This window comes from Butyrivibrio sp. LC3010 (genome assembly GCF_000424385.1).
In the GTDB taxonomy this organism is placed as follows: domain Bacteria; phylum Bacillota; class Clostridia; order Lachnospirales; family Lachnospiraceae; genus Butyrivibrio.
On the sequence record NZ_AUJU01000048.1, the window covers coordinates 1 to 15,968 of the forward strand.

The following is a 15,968-nucleotide window of genomic DNA, read 5'->3' on the forward strand; positions in this document are numbered from 1 at the left end:
AAGTAAAAGGCCGCAGAGGGAGTCTATGGAAAGCAAGTACGCGAATAGACTGCATGGCAGGCATAAGTAAAAGGCCGCAGAGGGAGTCTATGGAACACAAGTACACAAATAGACTGCATGGCAGGCCGAAATATTAGTCTGCAAGAATCGAAGATTTAATGCCGAGGAGTAACTACTATGGGGATATTACCTGAATTTAAAGACATACAAAAAATAGCTGCTAATGGGAAATACAATGTGATACCGGTCAGCTGTGAAATACTATCGGACTTCATTACACCTATAGAAGCCATGCGTATTTTAAAGAAAAAATCAGATCACGTTTATATGCTTGAATCTGCTCAGGCAAATGAATACTGGGGAAGATACACTTTCCTTGGATTTGAACCCAAAATGGATATAACTTGCATGGATGGGGTAATTAAGATAACGGATATAAATGGTGATACGAAAGAGATAAAAGGAGATCCTTCCGAATGTCTGCGCAGCATTTTGACAGAATATAAGAGTCCTAAGTTTTCATATCTTCCTACATTTACAGGAGGTATGGTTGGATATTTTTCCTATGATTACCTCGGTTACACAGAGCCTAGTGTCAGATGCAATGTTGAGGACAACGAAGGCTTTATGGACATGGACCTGATGCTGTTTGACAAGGTTATCGCCTTTGATAACACAAAGCAGAAAATAATTCTTATAGTAAACATGAAACTTGAGTCAGCTCAAAGCAGTGTAGAAGATGATAAAGATGTTGATGCTAATTGTAAGAAGACTATAGATGAAGCTGATAACGAAAATTTAGCAAATTACAAGAAAGCGATTGATGAGCTTAAAGAACTTTCTGATCTTTTACACAATGGGGAGAAGGACAGTGCACCAGCCGGAAAACTTCTTGAACCCATGAAGCCACTTTTTGAAAAAGAGCAGTATTGCCAGATGGTTGAGAAGGCAAAAAGGCACATATTTGAAGGCGATATTTTCCAGATAGTTTTATCTAATCGCTTTTCAGCGCCTTTTGAGGGAAGCCTCTTTGAAACTTACAGAGCACTGCGAACCATAAATCCATCACCATACATGTTCTATTTTTCAGGAACAGAGATGGAGGTAGCGGGGGCTTCACCAGAGACGCTGGTAAAGCTTGAAAACGGCGTACTTCATACTTTTCCTCTGGCAGGCACACGTCCAAGAGGGGCGACGGAAGAAGAGGACAAGAGACTTGAAAAAGAGCTCCTTGCCGATGAAAAGGAGCTGGCAGAGCACAACATGCTTGTGGACCTTGGAAGAAACGACCTTGGAAAAATAAGCAAGTTCGGAAGCGTTCAGGTTGAGAAGCTTCATTCAATTGAGAGGTATTCTCACGTTATGCATATCGGCTCAACCGTAAGAGGCGAAATCCGTGACGATAAGGATGCACTTGATGCCATATCTTCAGTTCTTCCTGCTGGAACTCTTTCAGGTGCTCCAAAGATTCGTGCATGCCAGATAATCGGCGAGCTTGAAAATAATAAGCGAGGCATCTATGGCGGAGCAATAGGCTACATAGACTTTACAGGCAACATGGACACCTGCATTGCCATAAGAATTGTTTATAAGAAAAACGGAAAAGTCTTTGTAAGAAGTGGTGCAGGAATTGTTGCAGACTCTGTTCCAGAGAAGGAATTTGAGGAATGCATGAATAAGGCAAGAGCTGCCATGAAAGCACTGGATGGAGAACTGGTTACCGTTAGCGCACGTCCTTAGGGCGCTTACGGTATCCGTATCCGACCGGACTGAACCAGATACAAACTGGTGCTTATAGAGGAGGATGGATAATTATGATTTTACTTGTAGATAATTATGATAGCTTTTCCTATAATCTCTATCAGCTTATTGGGGAGATTATAACTGAGAAGGCAGGAGCTGATGATGTAAATGCTGCTGCAACTAAAACAGATAATCCTGCAATTAAATCGGATAATGCTGCAACTAAATCGGGAAATGCTGGGGATAACTCTGAAAATGAAGGTAAAGAAAATGATTTAGTATGCAAGGACGCATCTGACGTCGATATAAAAAAGAAGGCTTCAAGTGATGTAGCAACCAGAGAGATTAAGGTCATCAGAAATGATGAGCTTACAGTAGAAGAAATTGAGAAACTGGCACCTGAAAGAATTATTCTATCTCCCGGTCCCGGAAGACCTGAGGATGCCGGAGTATGTATTGATATTGTGAAGAAGCTTGGATCCAAGATCCCAATTTTGGGCGTCTGCCTTGGACATCAGGCTATCTGTGCAGCCCATGGTGCAACCGTAACCTATGCAAAACAGCTTATGCACGGCAAACAGTCAGATACAAAGCTTGATACATCCTGTCTCTTATTTAAGGATTGTCCTGAAATCACTCCTGTTGCAAGATACCACTCACTTGCTGCTGATGAGAGCACACTTCCGGAAGAACTCGCCGTAACCGCCAGCACCACAGATGGCGAAGTAATGGCAGTAAAGCACATCAAGCATCCAATCTACGGTGTGCAATTCCATCCTGAATCAATCATGACTCCGGAAGGAAAGAAGATGCTAAGAAATTTCATAGAAGAACTATCTGCGTGATGTACTTTAAAAGGCTATTAGAAGCAAAGTTGTTGCTTTTAATGGCTTTTTTATTTTAAGCAGAGCACTTGGAGAACCTCTTTGCTGGAATAGTGGTGCTTGCTATGTTCTTGCACTTAGGGGAGTCACAAATATAACAAGTACGCGGATAGACTGACAGGTAGGCTATAGAAAGTTCCGCAGAGGGAGTGATGAGAAAAATTATGCAAATTTTGAATAATATTTTATAATTGTATTATCGAAATAGCGTAAGAGATATTTTTGCAAAGTGGCAGTAATCAGTAAGAAGTTATGACTTCTTGCGGGCAAAAGCGGAAATCGCCCGCAAGAATCCTGCTTTGCAGGACACGCCCCTCGCTTCGCGAGGACCTGGTCCAATACGATTCCCGTTTTTCTGAGGAAAAACAGGAATCTATAAATATTGTATGGAGGTATCTGTATGGCTTGGTATGATGAGGCGATTTTTTATCACATATATCCGCTTGGTCTTTTGGGAGCACCAAAGGAAAACAGTTATGATGGCGTTACACATAGACTAAAAGAGCTTGATCCGTGGATTAACCATATTAAAGAAATTGGCTGTAATGCGCTGTACATTGGTCCTTTGTTTGAATCTGTCGGACATGGATATGAAACTACAGATTATAGGAAGCTTGATTCACGTCTTGGAGACAACAAGGACCTAAAGCGGTTTGTGAAAAAGTGTCATGATAAAGGCATAAGAGTTATTCTTGATGGCGTTTTTAATCACACAGGAAGGGACTTTTTTGCGTTTAAAGACATCAAGGAAAACAGGGAGAAGTCACGCTACAAAGATTGGTACTGCAATGTTAATTTTGGGGGAAATAATGAGTATAATGACGGCTTTTCCTATGACAATTGGGGAGGCTTTAATCTCCTTGTGAAGCTTAATCAGAGAAATCCTGAGGTTAAGGATTATATTTGTGATACAATACGTTTTTGGGTAAGTGAATTTGATATAGATGGTCTAAGGCTTGATGCTGCGGATGTTCTTGATTTTGATTTCATGAAGGCTCTGCGAGCGGTGGCTAACGAAGTAAAGCCTGAATTCTGGCTCATGGGCGAAGTCATTCACGGAGATTATACGAGATGGGTTAATGAGGGAACGCTTCATTCTGTGACTAATTATGTCATGCATAAGGCTTTGTACTCGGGGCATAATGATCACAACTACTTTGAAATCGCTCACACGCAAAGATGGCTTGATGGGATGGGCGGCAGCTCTGGTCAGGGCTTTAAGCTCTACAATTTTGTGGATAACCATGATGTTGAGAGGATATTTACAAAGCTGAGTAATAAGGCTCACTTTACGCCGGTACATATTCTTCTGTACACATTGCCGGGAATTCCTTCAATCTATTATGGTTCTGAGTTTGCAATTGAAGGACGCAAGGAAAAATTCTCAGATGCTTCACTTCGTCCGGCCTTGAATATCAAGGACTACAAGGATTCTGTAAAAAATAACCCGGCGACAAAGCTTGTTGCTGCACTTGGAAAAGTAAGAAGCGAAACGCCTGAGCTTTCCTATGGAGACTACAAGGAGCTTCATCTGCAAAACAGACAGTATGCATTTTCGAGAAACTATGATGGAAGAAGCGTCGTAGTTACTGTTAATAACGATGATAATGATTGCATGCTTACGCTTCCTGCGGGAAATTCTGTTGAATATGTCGGCGCACTTTTTGGAGAGCGTATAACTGTTAATAATGGTTGTATTCAGGTTTGTGTTAAAGCAAATTCCGGTGAAATCTGGGTTCCTGCAGAAAAAGAAAATAAGAAGAAAAAGCTGGTAGAACTGCAGACAATTACAGAAGCAGGGAAGATCTCAGATGCTTCGGAAAATAAGGGTGCATCAGGTACTAAAGAAAAGAGTGATACACATTCTGATATTAATGGAATCGAAGCTGATTCTCACACTGAAAGAGAGGAATTTGAACCATCTTATGAAGAAACTTCTGAATCGAATCCTGCAATTGAAGCTAAAATGAATTCGATGGCTGAATCTAAGAAGAATTCAAAAATTGACTCTCAACTGAATTCGGAAGCTGAATCCAGATCAGATTCGAAGGGCAACTACGAAGAAGGCGTAATAGCAGGTCTCCAAGAAGCTATACTCGCCATTATGGAGAAAAACGGGTATGTTACAGATCAGATGAGAAATGATGTTTACAATAATACGCATCATGATTCGCTGGTGAATTGGGTTAAAAGCTTCATAAGGTAAATACATGACTTATGTAAGCTAATAAACTCTAACAATTTACCTTTGTAAGTCCTTATCTAAAAAATTGAGATATAGACTGTACAAAAATACAATATTTAGACAGAATAAAAACGCTATATAAAGCACATACAGTCATTTGTCAAATTAGCAAGATTCAGACTAAAATAATTGTCGTATAATAGCAAAGTAATGAGCGATATTAAGAAAATGAGGAGTCAAAATTCAAAATATCTTTGTTGTGACTGCATATGTACGTTATATAGATGATATATTTTCGTAATATTGCTTTTCAAGCGAAATTCTTCAGGTTGAAGATAGTGTCAGGCTGATGATGGAAACTGTAAACTATTCTAAGATAGCTACCGAAAGGAGTTATCATCAGGGCAAAAAGCGGTAGACCATCATAAAGAATTTTTTACAAAAAAGTCCTGCTTAGAATCAAAAAATAGTAGACCATCTTAAGGAATCTACTGTAAGCGGCCTTTTTAGGGCAAATTATGAGGGAAAAATATATGAAAAAGAGGAAATATAGAAGTGAAGTTATTTGTACGAGATAAATCTTTTTATAAAATGCTAGTGTCATTCGCTCTTCCAATCGCACTGCAGCAGCTGATTACTGTAGGCGTGAATATGGCAGACAACATGATGCTTGGGCAGCTGGGAGAGGCACCAATGAGCGGTGCCACACTTGCCAACAATTTTATTACCATTTTCCAGATAATGTGTATGGGACTTGGAATGGGAGCAAGTGTACTGGTCAGTAGATTTTTTGGAATGAATGATCGTCTCAGCATGAAAAAGTCTGTAAATATCATGTTCAGGATGCTTTTTATAGTGGCAACATTTTTCTCAGTTGTCACTTTTATTATGCCAGGAGGCATAATGGGACTGTTTACCGCTGAGGAAGAGGTAATCCGCCAGGGAACAGGATATTTGCTTATCTCGATACCGTGTTACTACTTAAATGGAGTTGCAGTTACATCAAGTCTGATGCTGCGAAGTGTAGGAAAAGCACATGTGCCACTTCTGGCAAGCTGTTGCTCATTCTTTTTGAACATTTTTTGTAACTGGGTATTTATTTTTGGTAAACTCGGAGCGCCCGCTATGGGAGTAAACGGTGCAGCTCTTGGAACCCTTATAGCCAGAATTGTTGAATTCTCTATTATCTTTGGATTCCTTCTTTTTAAAGATACAAATATCGGACTCCGTATACCTGATCTTGCTTTGCAGGTGGGGGATCTGCTTCCTGAGTATATCCGCATTTCAATACCTGTACTTGTATCTGATACACTTCTTGGATTGGGGAATAGCGCAGTAGCAGTGGTTATGGGCCACATAGGAGCGAGTTTTGTTGCAGCCAATTCCATAACAACTGTGGTAATGTCACTTGCAACTGTTGTCATTCAGGGCATAAGTCAGGCAAGCTGCACCATTACAGGCATAACCCTGGGAAAAGGAGAAGTGGAAAAAGCTCAGCGTCAGGGAATTACCTTCGCTGCACTTGGCTTTTTGATTGGTGGTATCGGGTGCCTGCTCATTCTTGCTATCTCAGATCTCGTTATAAGTGCGTACAAGATAGAACCTGAGACAGCAATCCTTGCAAAGGATCTTATGACTGCGCTTGCGTTAGTTATCTGGTTTCAGGCTGCTAACAGCATACTTACAAAAGGAACATTACGAGGCGGCGGAGATACAAAATTCTTAATGGTCGCAGACATCATCTTCCTATGGATCTGCAGCATACCACTGGGCGCTCTGACAGGGCTTGTACTAAAATGGCCCGGATTCTGGGTGTTCATAATGCTCAGAATAGACCAATTTATAAAATGCATCGTATGCGTCATCCGACTCAAAAGTGGAAAATGGATAAAAAAAATAGACAAGGTGAAAACCTTAAATAAATAGGAAAAATTACGCCCCGGGTATATATATTCCACTTCAGCCGATTATGCGTTTTTTGCAACAGAGGATGAAGTGGAATATATATACCCGGGGCGTACTATTCATTATTTAAGGTTTGAAGTAGCTTATTGCGTCGGTCATGTTGGAGGCAAGGTCTTGCAAGCTGCTGGCTGCCTCTGTGATTATTGAGAAGGTAGCATTAAGCTCCTGCATGGAAGCATTTGTCTCCTCGGCAGATGCTGCGTTTTCTTCTGAAATAGCTGACAGATCAGAAATGATATTTACGAGCTGATCCTTTGCGGAATTAAGCTCCTCAATGCGGGAGGAAATATTCTCCGCGCTTTCAGATACATTATCTACATTCTCTGCCATGTTCTGCATGTTGCTCTTGGTATCATCAAGCTGCTGACCCTGCACTTCAAAGTTGGAATTGAGCTTCTGCATTACTTCTACTGAAGCTTCAGAGTCAGAAACAAGCTTATCGACGATCTTCTTGATTTCATCTGCGCTTTCACTACTCTGAATAGCAAGCTGACCGATCTCGGTAGCAACGACTGCGAAGCCTTTTCCGGCATCTCCGGCTCTGGCAGCTTCGATGGAGGCGTTGAGAGAAAGGAGATTGGTCTGTGATGCGATATTTGTGATGGCTTCTGAGAACTTTGAAATCTCTTTTGCAGACTCATTGGTAGAATCAATGGTCTGGCCGATTTCTTTAACGGAAGACTGAACCTCTGTACTCTGGGCAATAAGCCTGTTCAAAGCATCCATAGCTGCTTCACAGGACTGCTTCATTTCCTTGGCATATGAATGAAGCTGATCAACATTATCTGTCACGATTTCGATATTGTTCCCAATTTCCTGAGTATTGCCGGCTGCTGTTTCGACATTTTCAGCCTGTGAAACGGCACCCTTAGATATCTCATCTATTGCTTCACTTACCTGGTTGGAGGCCTGGGAAGCTTGACTTGCTGAATCAGAAAGATCTGTGCCGGATCTCTTTAGCTCATTGGACATATCAACTGTAGTTCTAATTACTTCGCCAAGTTTATCACTAAGAGTTTTGGCTCCGTCAGCAAGAAGTCCGATCTCATCATTTCTTGATATGGAGGTTTCATCTATGTTGAGTTTTAAATTACCCTGAGACAGAAGGCCAAGCTCATCTGCTATTGCACGCATTTTTACTGAAGTCTTATTGGCAACTACAAATCCGATAATGGATAGAATTACAACAAGACAAGCTGCTATGGCAATCATACCAAAAAGAATCCTGTTGATGGCTGCTTCAACATCATCAACGGCTCTTCCGGCAAATACCATGCCGGCAATGCTTCCATCCGTATTGGTCATGGGAGCGTAATAGAGATAATATCTCTCGTCGGATCCCTGGATTGTTGATTTGGGAGCGTAGTATTCGGATTTTGTTTTTAATACATGGTCAGAAGTTTCCTGAGATGCTTTATAACCTGACAGCCTTTTGCCATTATTAAGAACGGTCGTAAGAATTTGCTGATCCTGATAATACAGTGAATATTCAATTCCTGTATGTTCATGGAGTTCATCCATAAGATCCTGATATTCCTCCATGACATTCTGTTCACCCTTATAAAGCTGCCCATCTACAAATGACCAGTCACCATCCCATACAGAATTCATTTCGCTTTGAAGATGCTCTGCAGCGACCTTTAATTCTTCCTGGATCATGTTATTGTAGGTATTTGTGATCTCGACAGCACTTATCGTAGTAAGAACTACCGAAATGCCAATAATCGCGCTAATAGCAATGATTATAAGCTTTAAGATCAGTTTCCCGTTTTTTGCTTTAGCTTCCATAAGTGCCTCCATTTAAGAAGAAACAATAAGAAATTGTGTCCTGACTTCATTTTACAACCAAAAAATTGTTTTGTTTAATATACGAAAAAAAGTTATCAATTTTTAATAAAATAAATATTTCGAGCATAATTACGGAAGATTTTGCTATGGATGTCAAAACACTAATTAGGTCGAACAGATAGAAATTTTCAAAAAATCAGGATGGTGGGTAAATTATTCAAATTTTAAGGTATAATAAGTGCATTATGAATTTACAAACAATTAAATTATATGACGAAAATGCATACGAAACGGAGTTTACAGCAAAAGTAATCAGCTGTAAAAAGGATGAGAAAAGTGATGACAGATTCATTGCAGTCCTTGACAGAACCCTGTTTTTCCCGGAGGAGGGAGGACAGACACCCGATAAGGGGAAAATCACACTGCAGGGAGAGGATGATATAAATGTCATCGATGTTCAGATAAAGGATGAGGTCATTTATCATTATGTTGATAAAGCCATATCTGAAGGAGCAGAGGTTTCCGGTGTAATTGACTGGATACATCGCTTTAGCAATATGCAGCAGCACTCAGGAGAGCATATTTTTTCAGGGATTGTTAATAAGCAGTTTGGCTACGACAATGTTGGTTTCCACCTGAGTGATTCCGTGGTGACCATGGATTATAGCGGACAACTTTCAGAAGAGGATCTTTTTGATATAGAGAAAAAGGTCAACGGAGCTATATATGAAAACCGCGAGATAAAGGCCTTTTATCCAACAAAGCAGGAGCTTTTGTCTATTGATTATCGAAGCAAAAAGGAGCTCACGGGAGCCATAAGAATTGTGGAAGTAGACGGGTATGATATCTGTGCATGTTGTGCGCCTCATGTCAGAAAAACCGGAGAAATAGGTATTTTGAAGGTGATAGGTTCCCAGAATTATAAAGGTGGAACAAGAGTCAGCATTCTTTGCGGATTCAGGGCGCTTAAGTATTTAGCTGATGAGCATGATATGATCCTTAAGCTCGCCGGATCAATGTCAACCTCTATCGACAATGTTCCTTCTCAGTTTGAAAAGCAGCAGGAGGAGATAAGTGAGCTTAAGCGAAAGCTCTCAGATGCTTCAGAAAAGCTTCTTATGAAGGATGCAACTGAAATTCCTGCGGATATGAAAAATGCATGCCTTTTTACAGACGGCGGCATGGATCCAAATGTAATAAGGCGAGTTGTTAATACCATAGTTGCAGACAGAGGCGGCTATCAGGGAATCTTTTTTGGAGATGACAATTCCGGCTATAGGTTTATAATAGGAAGCGCAGAAGGGCTAAATAGCAATGATGTCCTATCTGAGCTCAAAAAGTGTTGCAATGTCCGTGGAGGCGGAAAATCTGCCATGGTCCAGGGGAGCGTCGAAGGCGCAGGAGCTGATGATATCAGGAGAGTTTTTGCAGCGTTGCAGTGAGCACCGTAAGGTGTGAACGTACTGTTACCATAGAGGGAATTGAGGAGTGGTTATGGAGAAAAATACAAGTGAGTTTAGAATGGGGCTTATAGATGCAATTCCCATTTGCCTGGGATATCTGGCGGTATCCTTTGCATTCGGAATTCAGGCTTCAGAGGCGGGACTGTCTGTTTTTCAGGCATCTGTTATGTCTCTTTCGAATGTGACAAGTGCAGGGCAGTTTTCATCCCTTGATCTTATAGTGACAAATGCTACCTTTGCAGAGATGGCTCTGTTGCAGCTTGTGGTAAATATCAGATATATGCTGATGAGTACCGCGTTGTCACAGAAGCTTTCACCAAAGGTTGGTACAATTCACAGATTCCTTATCGCCTACGGCGTTACGGATGAGATCTTTGCGCTGAGTGTTACAAGGAAGGGAAAACTGAATCCTGCATATTCGTACGGTCTCATAATCTGTTCGGTTTTTGGATGGGTTCTTGGAACCTTTCTTGGGGCATTTGCAGGCGCTATTATGCCGCACAGACTGATAAGTGCGCTGGGACTTGCTATTTACGGAATGTTCCTTGCAATCGTGATCCCTGATGCAAGGGAGAGCGTACCGATAATGATGGTTGTTATCGGTGCAATGGCCATGAGTACTATTTTTACTTATGCACCAGTTTTGAAAAATATATCCTCGGGCTTCAGGATAATTATTGTGACGATAGTAATCGCGGGACTGGCAGCAGTCCTTGCACCAAAAATAGACGAGGAGACTGCAGATGCATAATATTTACGGCTATATTTTTGTAATGGCAATCGTTACATATCTTGTACGTATGTTGCCGCTTACGCTTATCAGAAAGGAAATCACTTCACCTTTTGTGAAGTCTTTTTTGCATTACGTGCCCTACGCGACTCTTTCGGCCATGACATTTCCGGCGATTCTTCATGCGTCGGATGATATGAGGGCGTCCATTGTTGGATTTGCTGTGGCACTTGTACTTGCGTTCAGGAAAAAGAGTCTCCTTACTGTTGCGGTCTGTGCCTGCGCAGTTGTATTTGTGGTAGAATGGTTTTTAATATAATGATGATGGGGCAAAAGGACATGATGCGATAATGCGTGCTTAAATAGCATTCTGACTTGTTGACCCTCAAAACATGATTTTTAGTTTTGAAAGGAAATTAACATGCATATTGGAACTGGTTATGATGTTCATAGATTAGTAGAAGGAAGAAAGCTCATCATAGGTGGAGTTGATATCCCCTATGAAAAAGGGCTTCTTGGTCATTCGGATGCAGATGTTTTGCTGCATGCGATTAGTGATGCGCTCCTTGGGGCAGCAGCTCTGGGGGATATCGGAAAACATTTCCCCGATTCTGATCCTAAGTACAAGGGTGCAGATTCAGTAAAATTATTATCAGAAGTAGGGAAAATGCTTGAGGAGAACGGATATTTAATAGAAAATATCGACTCAACAATTCTCTGTCAGGCTCCAAAACTCAGACCTTACATCGATACGATGCGTCAGAACATTGCGGATGCTCTTGGAATAAATATCGAGCAGGTGAGCGTAAAAGCAACTACCGAGGAAGGACTTGGCTTCACCGGAGCAGGTGAGGGAATAGCAGCTCAGGCGGTTTGTCTTTTAGCAAGCCCGATTGAATATTACACAAAAAATGTGACCTATCAGACAGGTGAGGCACCTACAGGCGGATGTGAATCCTGCCCGGGTTGTGCCAAGAACGCTTGAATTATTTACCAATAATCTTAAGGATTACGATTTGTTGGAGTTTTAATGGATAATAATTTTGAAGATAGTAATTTCAAAAATACTGGTGATGGAATTCCTGAAAAGGAAACCGGTTTTCCGGATTTGGCAGGAACGGTGAGAGAGTGCTTTGATGTTCCTGGCGAACCCATGAACAGATATAGCCCTCTTGCACTGGCATTTATTGGCGACAGTGTGTACGAAATCATAATACGAAGTATAGTGGTTCAGGAAGCTAACAGACCTGCAGGGCAGCTTAATAAGATAAAAATAAAGTATGTAAATGCGGCGGCTCAGGCCAAAATAGTAGAATATCTGGAGCCACAGCTTACAGAGGAAGAGTGTGAAGTTTATAAGCGCGGAAGAAATGCAAAATCATACACCAGCGCGAAAAACCAAAGCGTAACGGATTATCGTAAAGCTACAGGATTTGAAGCACTCTGCGGATATCTGTACTTAAAGGGCGATATGAAAAGACTGCTGGAGCTTCTTAAGGACGGAATATCAGTTATAGAAAGATAAGCAGGAACGTAGAATATCTATTACACAGATTGGGCGGATTTTTGACAGGGAATGGAATGTTACTGTTCAGACAGCTCTGCGCACTTGCTGCGCTGAGCGTGAGAATGTTCTACGTCTTGAATATAGGATTTGCCCCTTTGCCGAAGGCAACTGGAATGGGCAAATCCAGTTGCTGTGAGCACCGTAAGGTGTGAACAGTAACAATGGAATTCAATAAAGCTCAGAAAGGAAAGTTATATAATACTAATGAGAGATAATCATAACAAAAGAAGAGATGAAGAAGGGATAGAGTCCCTTACTATTGAAGGAAGAAATGCCGTAATCGAGGCACTTAGAAGTGGGAGGACCATCGACAAGCTGTTTATTCTTGACGGATGCCAGGACGGTCCTATAGCCACCATCCGAAAAGAGGCGAAGAAAGCAGGGATAATGATGAAATTTGTCGGAAGGGACAGGCTTGATCAGATATCACAGACAGGTGCTCATCAGGGTGTCATTGCTTATGCTGCGGCTTACAACTATTCAGAAATAGATGACATTTTTAATCTGGCAGAGGAAAAGGGAGAGCCGCCTTTTGTTTTCCTGCTTGACAATATAGAGGATCCGCATAATCTCGGTGCAATCATAAGAACCGCTAATATTGCCGGTGCTCATGGTGTTATCATTCCTAAGAACCGTGCGGTAGGACTTACGGCAACTGTTGCAAAGACAAGTGCAGGGGCTTTGAATTACACTCCCGTTGTTAAGGTTACGAATATGGCAAGGACCATTGAGGAGCTTAAGAATCGAGGCATGTGGTTTGTGTGTGCTGATATGAACGGGACCACAATGTATGATCTTGATCTTAAGGGAGCCATCGGTCTTGTAATAGGAAATGAAGGATCCGGAGTAAGTAAACTTGTTCGTGAAAAGTGCGATATGGTAGCAGCTATTCCAATGAAGGGCGAGATAAACTCATTAAATGCTTCAGTGGCAGCAGGCGTGCTTGGATTTGAGATAGTAAGACAGCGCGGCGGTTATGGTAAATAATATGACTAAATTATCAGGGGATGAATCAGATGAAGAACTGATCATCAGAATCCGTGAAGGAGAATCGGATATAACTGATCATATCATGAATAAATATAAGGATATGGTCAGAACGAAAGCAGCTTCCATGTACATTCTGGGTGCTGACAGGGATGACCTTATACAGGAGGGGATGATCGGGCTTTTTAAAGCTGTGAGAGATTACGATGCTGGAAGGGATGCGAGTTTCAGAACTTTTGCTGACCTTTGCATATCAAGGCAGATGTACACCGCTATTCAGGCATCTAACAGGAAAAAGCATGCGCCCCTGAACAGTTATATATCACTTTATGCCAAAATGGACGGTCATGAGGAAGAGTTGGAATTTTCCCTTGATCAGATTCTTGAGGATATTAACGACAAAGACCCTGAATCCATGATGATAGACAGGGAGAATATCGAGGATATAGAGAGCTTTATTGAGAGCGGACTCAGTGAATTTGAGCAGGCAGTTTTAGAACTGCATATGACCGGAATGGGCTATGCAGAGATTGCCAAGGTCCTGGGGAAGGATGAAAAATCTACCGACAATGCTCTTTTCAGATTAAAAAACAAGATACGGAAATTTATAGATAATAATAAGTCGAAGTCATAATTACTAATGTACTGACACATTCATGAGTAACCAAATTGTTTGAATCTGAATAAATCTACGTTGTCATAAAATTTTGCCAATGATGGAATTCAATAAAATGTATTCAAGGGTGACTTGTAATAGTTAATTCCACTTTGTAAGAGTAAATTCCACCTTGTAGGAGTAAATTCCACGGGGTGGAGTTTTCTTTTTACAAAAATGATGGATTTTATCCACATTTACGGCTATAATAGCACAAAAGTCGGAAAAATGCGTATGACAATCAGAAGTCGAGTTCACGTAGTCCTGTTAAGAGTTAGTGAATTCCACCCCTAAGAGAAGTAGGTATGAAAGTCATCCAACCACGCAGAACTCCGGCTTTTTTATTATGAAATGGAAGTTTCTGCTCCGCAGAAACCTCGGAATTTAATAGTTAATGGTCAAAATACAGGCTGAGACATGATTAACGTCCTCCGGAGGCTCAGGGCTCCGCCCTAAGAACCTGCAAGGGACTAGTCCCTTGACCCTTTAACTGGGCTCTGCCCAGACCCGTCCTCGCCGGAAGCAGGACAGCAAGCATGCTTGCTGTCTGTTAGTTCAGGATAATCCGTGTCACTGCGTCAAGGGCTGCCCGGGCGCACGCGCCCAGCGTACTGTCCCTTGACTCCGTTCCCGCTCCATTATGAATTATTCTTTTTTTGCCATTTTCAGCAGTGAAGGTTTTAGAATAATGTCATTAGGCTTTATGATTTCAAATCTAAAAAGCTTTAATACCTTCTTGCCATAGATGAATGAGAGCATTGCATAGGGTGGTTTGTTTCCCAGCTCGGGACGGCTATAGGAGTTGATGTGATTCATCATCAGGTCAATCTGTTCCTGAGTATACTTCCCAATGTCTTTTCCTTTTGGAATGACTCTTCTTATAAATTCATGGTTGTTCTCACAAGCTCCTTTTTTATGTAAATCTTTACATAAAAAAGGTTATGACAAGTTATTTTTTATGTAAAGAAACCCATTAAAGTCAGCCTATTTTCAAGCATTACTAATGGATTTCTTTACATAATGATTCTTAAAGTTTAGATTTGCACAGATCCTTAAGCCAACTCTTAAGTGATATATTATTATCCCACTGTGGCTCTTCCTTTGGAACGATTTCTTTGCTGGCTGCTTCAATGGCTTCACGCTTGAGTTTGGCATCAGCTCTTGCATATCGTTCAGTTGTTCTAACGCTTACATGTCCGAGTAAGTCTCTGATGTAAATTAAATCAACACCCGAAGCAACTAACCCCATAGCTATTGAATGCCTGAGCTTGTGAGGGCTCATATCTACTGGTATTAGGTTAGGGTCTATTTTTCTGGCTGCATCAGAGTACTTTGTTACTATGTAACATATCCCTTGTCTAGTGAATTGGTTTTTCATGTGGTTAATAAAAAGCCAGTCATCCATATGTGAAGGGACATCGTAATGCATTTCTTTAATGTACTGTTTGATTATCGGAATTATAAGGCTGCTTAATGGAACAAATCGGCTCTTTTGTCCTTTCCCGTGTACGAGTACTGTATATGGAGATGTAAGCGATATGTCTTTTACTCTTATGTTTATAAGTTCACTTACCCTCATCCCTGTTGTATAGAGCATCATCAGAATTATGTAATCCCTTAATCCGTTTGTGTTATGTAGTGGGATTTGCTCCATTAAGAGTTTTACGCCATCCTCTTTGAGATAAGATATCTCTTTCTGCGGAACCTTCTTTATTGGAATTCCAAGTATCCTTTGATATTCCGGCATATATTCCGGCTTTACATATGAGAGATACCGGATAAAACTATTTATTGCAGATTGTTTTTGATTTCGTGATGAAATGCTATTATGCTGGTGCTCTTGTAACCATTCAAGAAATCTAATGATATTTTCATATGTCAAATCGGATAACGTTACTTTATCAGCGTCAATGGATTCCTCTTCTGAATAGTATTGCAAAAGATTAATGAATGCATATCTATATGAATCAATTGTTTTAGCGCTACAGCCACGATCATTTA

Annotated in this window: 14 protein-coding genes; 11 read left to right on the forward strand and 3 right to left on the reverse strand. The window is 41.0% G+C overall.

Annotated features, from left to right (window positions below; all coding sequences use genetic code 11):
* Positions 1 to 177: 177 nt before the first annotated feature.
* The 4 genes from trpE (at position 178) to G622_RS0118945 (ending at position 6,738) form a co-directional block, all read left to right on the forward strand.
* Positions 178 to 1,740 (forward strand): anthranilate synthase component I, encoded by a 1,563-nt coding sequence (gene trpE / locus G622_RS0118930; protein WP_026511969.1) that lies wholly within the window; start codon positions 178 to 180, stop codon positions 1,738 to 1,740.
* Between the two features lie 308 nt (positions 1,741 to 2,048).
* On the forward strand, positions 2,049 to 2,588 hold the full coding sequence (locus G622_RS23775; RefSeq protein ID WP_044958133.1) for an anthranilate synthase component II: 540 nt from the start codon (positions 2,049 to 2,051) through the stop codon (positions 2,586 to 2,588).
* 439 nt (positions 2,589 to 3,027) lie between these two features.
* Entirely contained in the window at positions 3,028 to 4,833 is a 1,806-nt protein-coding gene (locus G622_RS0118940) for an alpha-amylase family glycosyl hydrolase (protein WP_026511971.1), read from the forward strand.
* Between the two features lie 534 nt (positions 4,834 to 5,367).
* A complete protein-coding gene (locus G622_RS0118945; protein WP_242833028.1) occupies positions 5,368 to 6,738 on the forward strand; it encodes an MATE family efflux transporter in 1,371 nt (456 codons plus the stop codon).
* A gap of 105 nt (positions 6,739 to 6,843) precedes the next feature.
* Here the strand turns inward: G622_RS0118945 and G622_RS0118950 are convergent, their stop codons facing one another.
* Positions 6,844 to 8,565, reverse strand: a complete 1,722-nt coding sequence (locus tag G622_RS0118950; protein WP_026511973.1) for a methyl-accepting chemotaxis protein — start codon at positions 8,563 to 8,565, stop codon at positions 6,844 to 6,846.
* 245 nt (positions 8,566 to 8,810) lie between these two features.
* Here G622_RS0118950 and G622_RS0118955 point away from each other — a divergent pair, with 245 nt between their 5' ends.
* The 7 genes from G622_RS0118955 (at position 8,811) to sigH (ending at position 13,946) form a co-directional block, all read left to right on the forward strand.
* Positions 8,811 to 10,007: an alanyl-tRNA editing protein gene (locus G622_RS0118955; RefSeq protein ID WP_044958128.1), complete on the forward strand. Its 1,197-nt coding sequence runs from the start codon at positions 8,811 to 8,813 to the stop codon at positions 10,005 to 10,007.
* Between the two features lie 52 nt (positions 10,008 to 10,059).
* Positions 10,060 to 10,779, forward strand: coding sequence for an AzlC family ABC transporter permease (locus G622_RS0118960; RefSeq protein WP_026511975.1), 720 nt, complete (start codon positions 10,060 to 10,062; stop codon positions 10,777 to 10,779).
* Positions 10,772 to 11,077 (forward strand): AzlD domain-containing protein, encoded by a 306-nt coding sequence (locus G622_RS0118965; protein ID WP_026511976.1) that lies wholly within the window; start codon positions 10,772 to 10,774, stop codon positions 11,075 to 11,077. Before G622_RS0118960 ends, G622_RS0118965 begins: the two co-directional genes overlap by 8 nt.
* A 102-nt stretch (positions 11,078 to 11,179) precedes the next feature.
* Positions 11,180 to 11,743 carry a 2-C-methyl-D-erythritol 2,4-cyclodiphosphate synthase gene (gene ispF / locus G622_RS0118970; protein ID WP_026511977.1) on the forward strand — a complete coding sequence of 188 codons (564 nt, stop codon included), beginning with the start codon at positions 11,180 to 11,182 and terminating at the stop codon, positions 11,741 to 11,743.
* A gap of 45 nt (positions 11,744 to 11,788) precedes the next feature.
* On the forward strand, positions 11,789 to 12,283 hold the full coding sequence (locus G622_RS0118975) for a Mini-ribonuclease 3 (RefSeq protein ID WP_081675409.1): 495 nt from the start codon (positions 11,789 to 11,791) through the stop codon (positions 12,281 to 12,283).
* Positions 12,284 to 12,529: 246 nt separating this feature from the next.
* Positions 12,530 to 13,312: a 23S rRNA (guanosine(2251)-2'-O)-methyltransferase RlmB gene (gene rlmB, locus G622_RS0118980; protein ID WP_044958130.1), complete on the forward strand. Its 783-nt coding sequence runs from the start codon at positions 12,530 to 12,532 to the stop codon at positions 13,310 to 13,312.
* Between the two features lies 1 nt (position 13,313).
* Entirely contained in the window at positions 13,314 to 13,946 is a 633-nt protein-coding gene (gene sigH, locus G622_RS0118985; protein ID WP_026511980.1) for an RNA polymerase sporulation sigma factor SigH, read from the forward strand.
* Between the two features lie 666 nt (positions 13,947 to 14,612).
* Here the strand turns inward: sigH and G622_RS25985 are convergent.
* Together G622_RS25985 and G622_RS0118995 are read right to left on the reverse strand one after the other, a co-directional pair.
* The gene (locus G622_RS25985) at positions 14,613 to 14,786 is read right to left on the reverse strand and encodes a hypothetical protein (RefSeq protein ID WP_155831520.1); all 174 of its coding nucleotides are present in this window, start codon (positions 14,784 to 14,786) and stop codon (positions 14,613 to 14,615) included.
* A 208-nt stretch (positions 14,787 to 14,994) separates the two neighbouring features.
* Positions 14,995 to 15,968: tyrosine-type recombinase/integrase (locus tag G622_RS0118995; protein ID WP_026511475.1), on the reverse strand; the 974-nt coding region annotated here is incomplete at its 5' end.

What these genes read in the sequence shown, in the direction of transcription:
- G622_RS0118955 (WP_044958128.1), top strand. Translation starts at nt 8,811, where the DNA reads ATGAATTTACAAACAATTAAATTATATGACGAAAATGCATACGAAACG.
- G622_RS0118965 (WP_026511976.1), top strand. Translation starts at nt 10,772, where the DNA reads ATGCATAATATTTACGGCTATATTTTTGTAATGGCAATCGTTACATAT.
- G622_RS0118960 (WP_026511975.1), top strand. Translation starts at nt 10,060, where the DNA reads ATGGAGAAAAATACAAGTGAGTTTAGAATGGGGCTTATAGATGCAATT.
- G622_RS0118940 (WP_026511971.1), top strand. Translation starts at nt 3,028, where the DNA reads ATGGCTTGGTATGATGAGGCGATTTTTTATCACATATATCCGCTTGGT.
- G622_RS0118950 (WP_026511973.1), bottom strand. Translation starts at nt 8,565, where the DNA reads ATGGAAGCTAAAGCAAAAAACGGGAAACTGATCTTAAAGCTTATAATC.
- ispF (WP_026511977.1), top strand. Translation starts at nt 11,180, where the DNA reads ATGCATATTGGAACTGGTTATGATGTTCATAGATTAGTAGAAGGAAGA.
- G622_RS25985 (WP_155831520.1), bottom strand. Translation starts at nt 14,786, where the DNA reads ATGATGAATCACATCAACTCCTATAGCCGTCCCGAGCTGGGAAACAAA.
- rlmB (WP_044958130.1), top strand. Translation starts at nt 12,530, where the DNA reads ATGAGAGATAATCATAACAAAAGAAGAGATGAAGAAGGGATAGAGTCC.
- G622_RS0118975 (WP_081675409.1), top strand. Translation starts at nt 11,789, where the DNA reads ATGGATAATAATTTTGAAGATAGTAATTTCAAAAATACTGGTGATGGA.
- sigH (WP_026511980.1), top strand. Translation starts at nt 13,314, where the DNA reads ATGACTAAATTATCAGGGGATGAATCAGATGAAGAACTGATCATCAGA.
- trpE (WP_026511969.1), top strand. Translation starts at nt 178, where the DNA reads ATGGGGATATTACCTGAATTTAAAGACATACAAAAAATAGCTGCTAAT.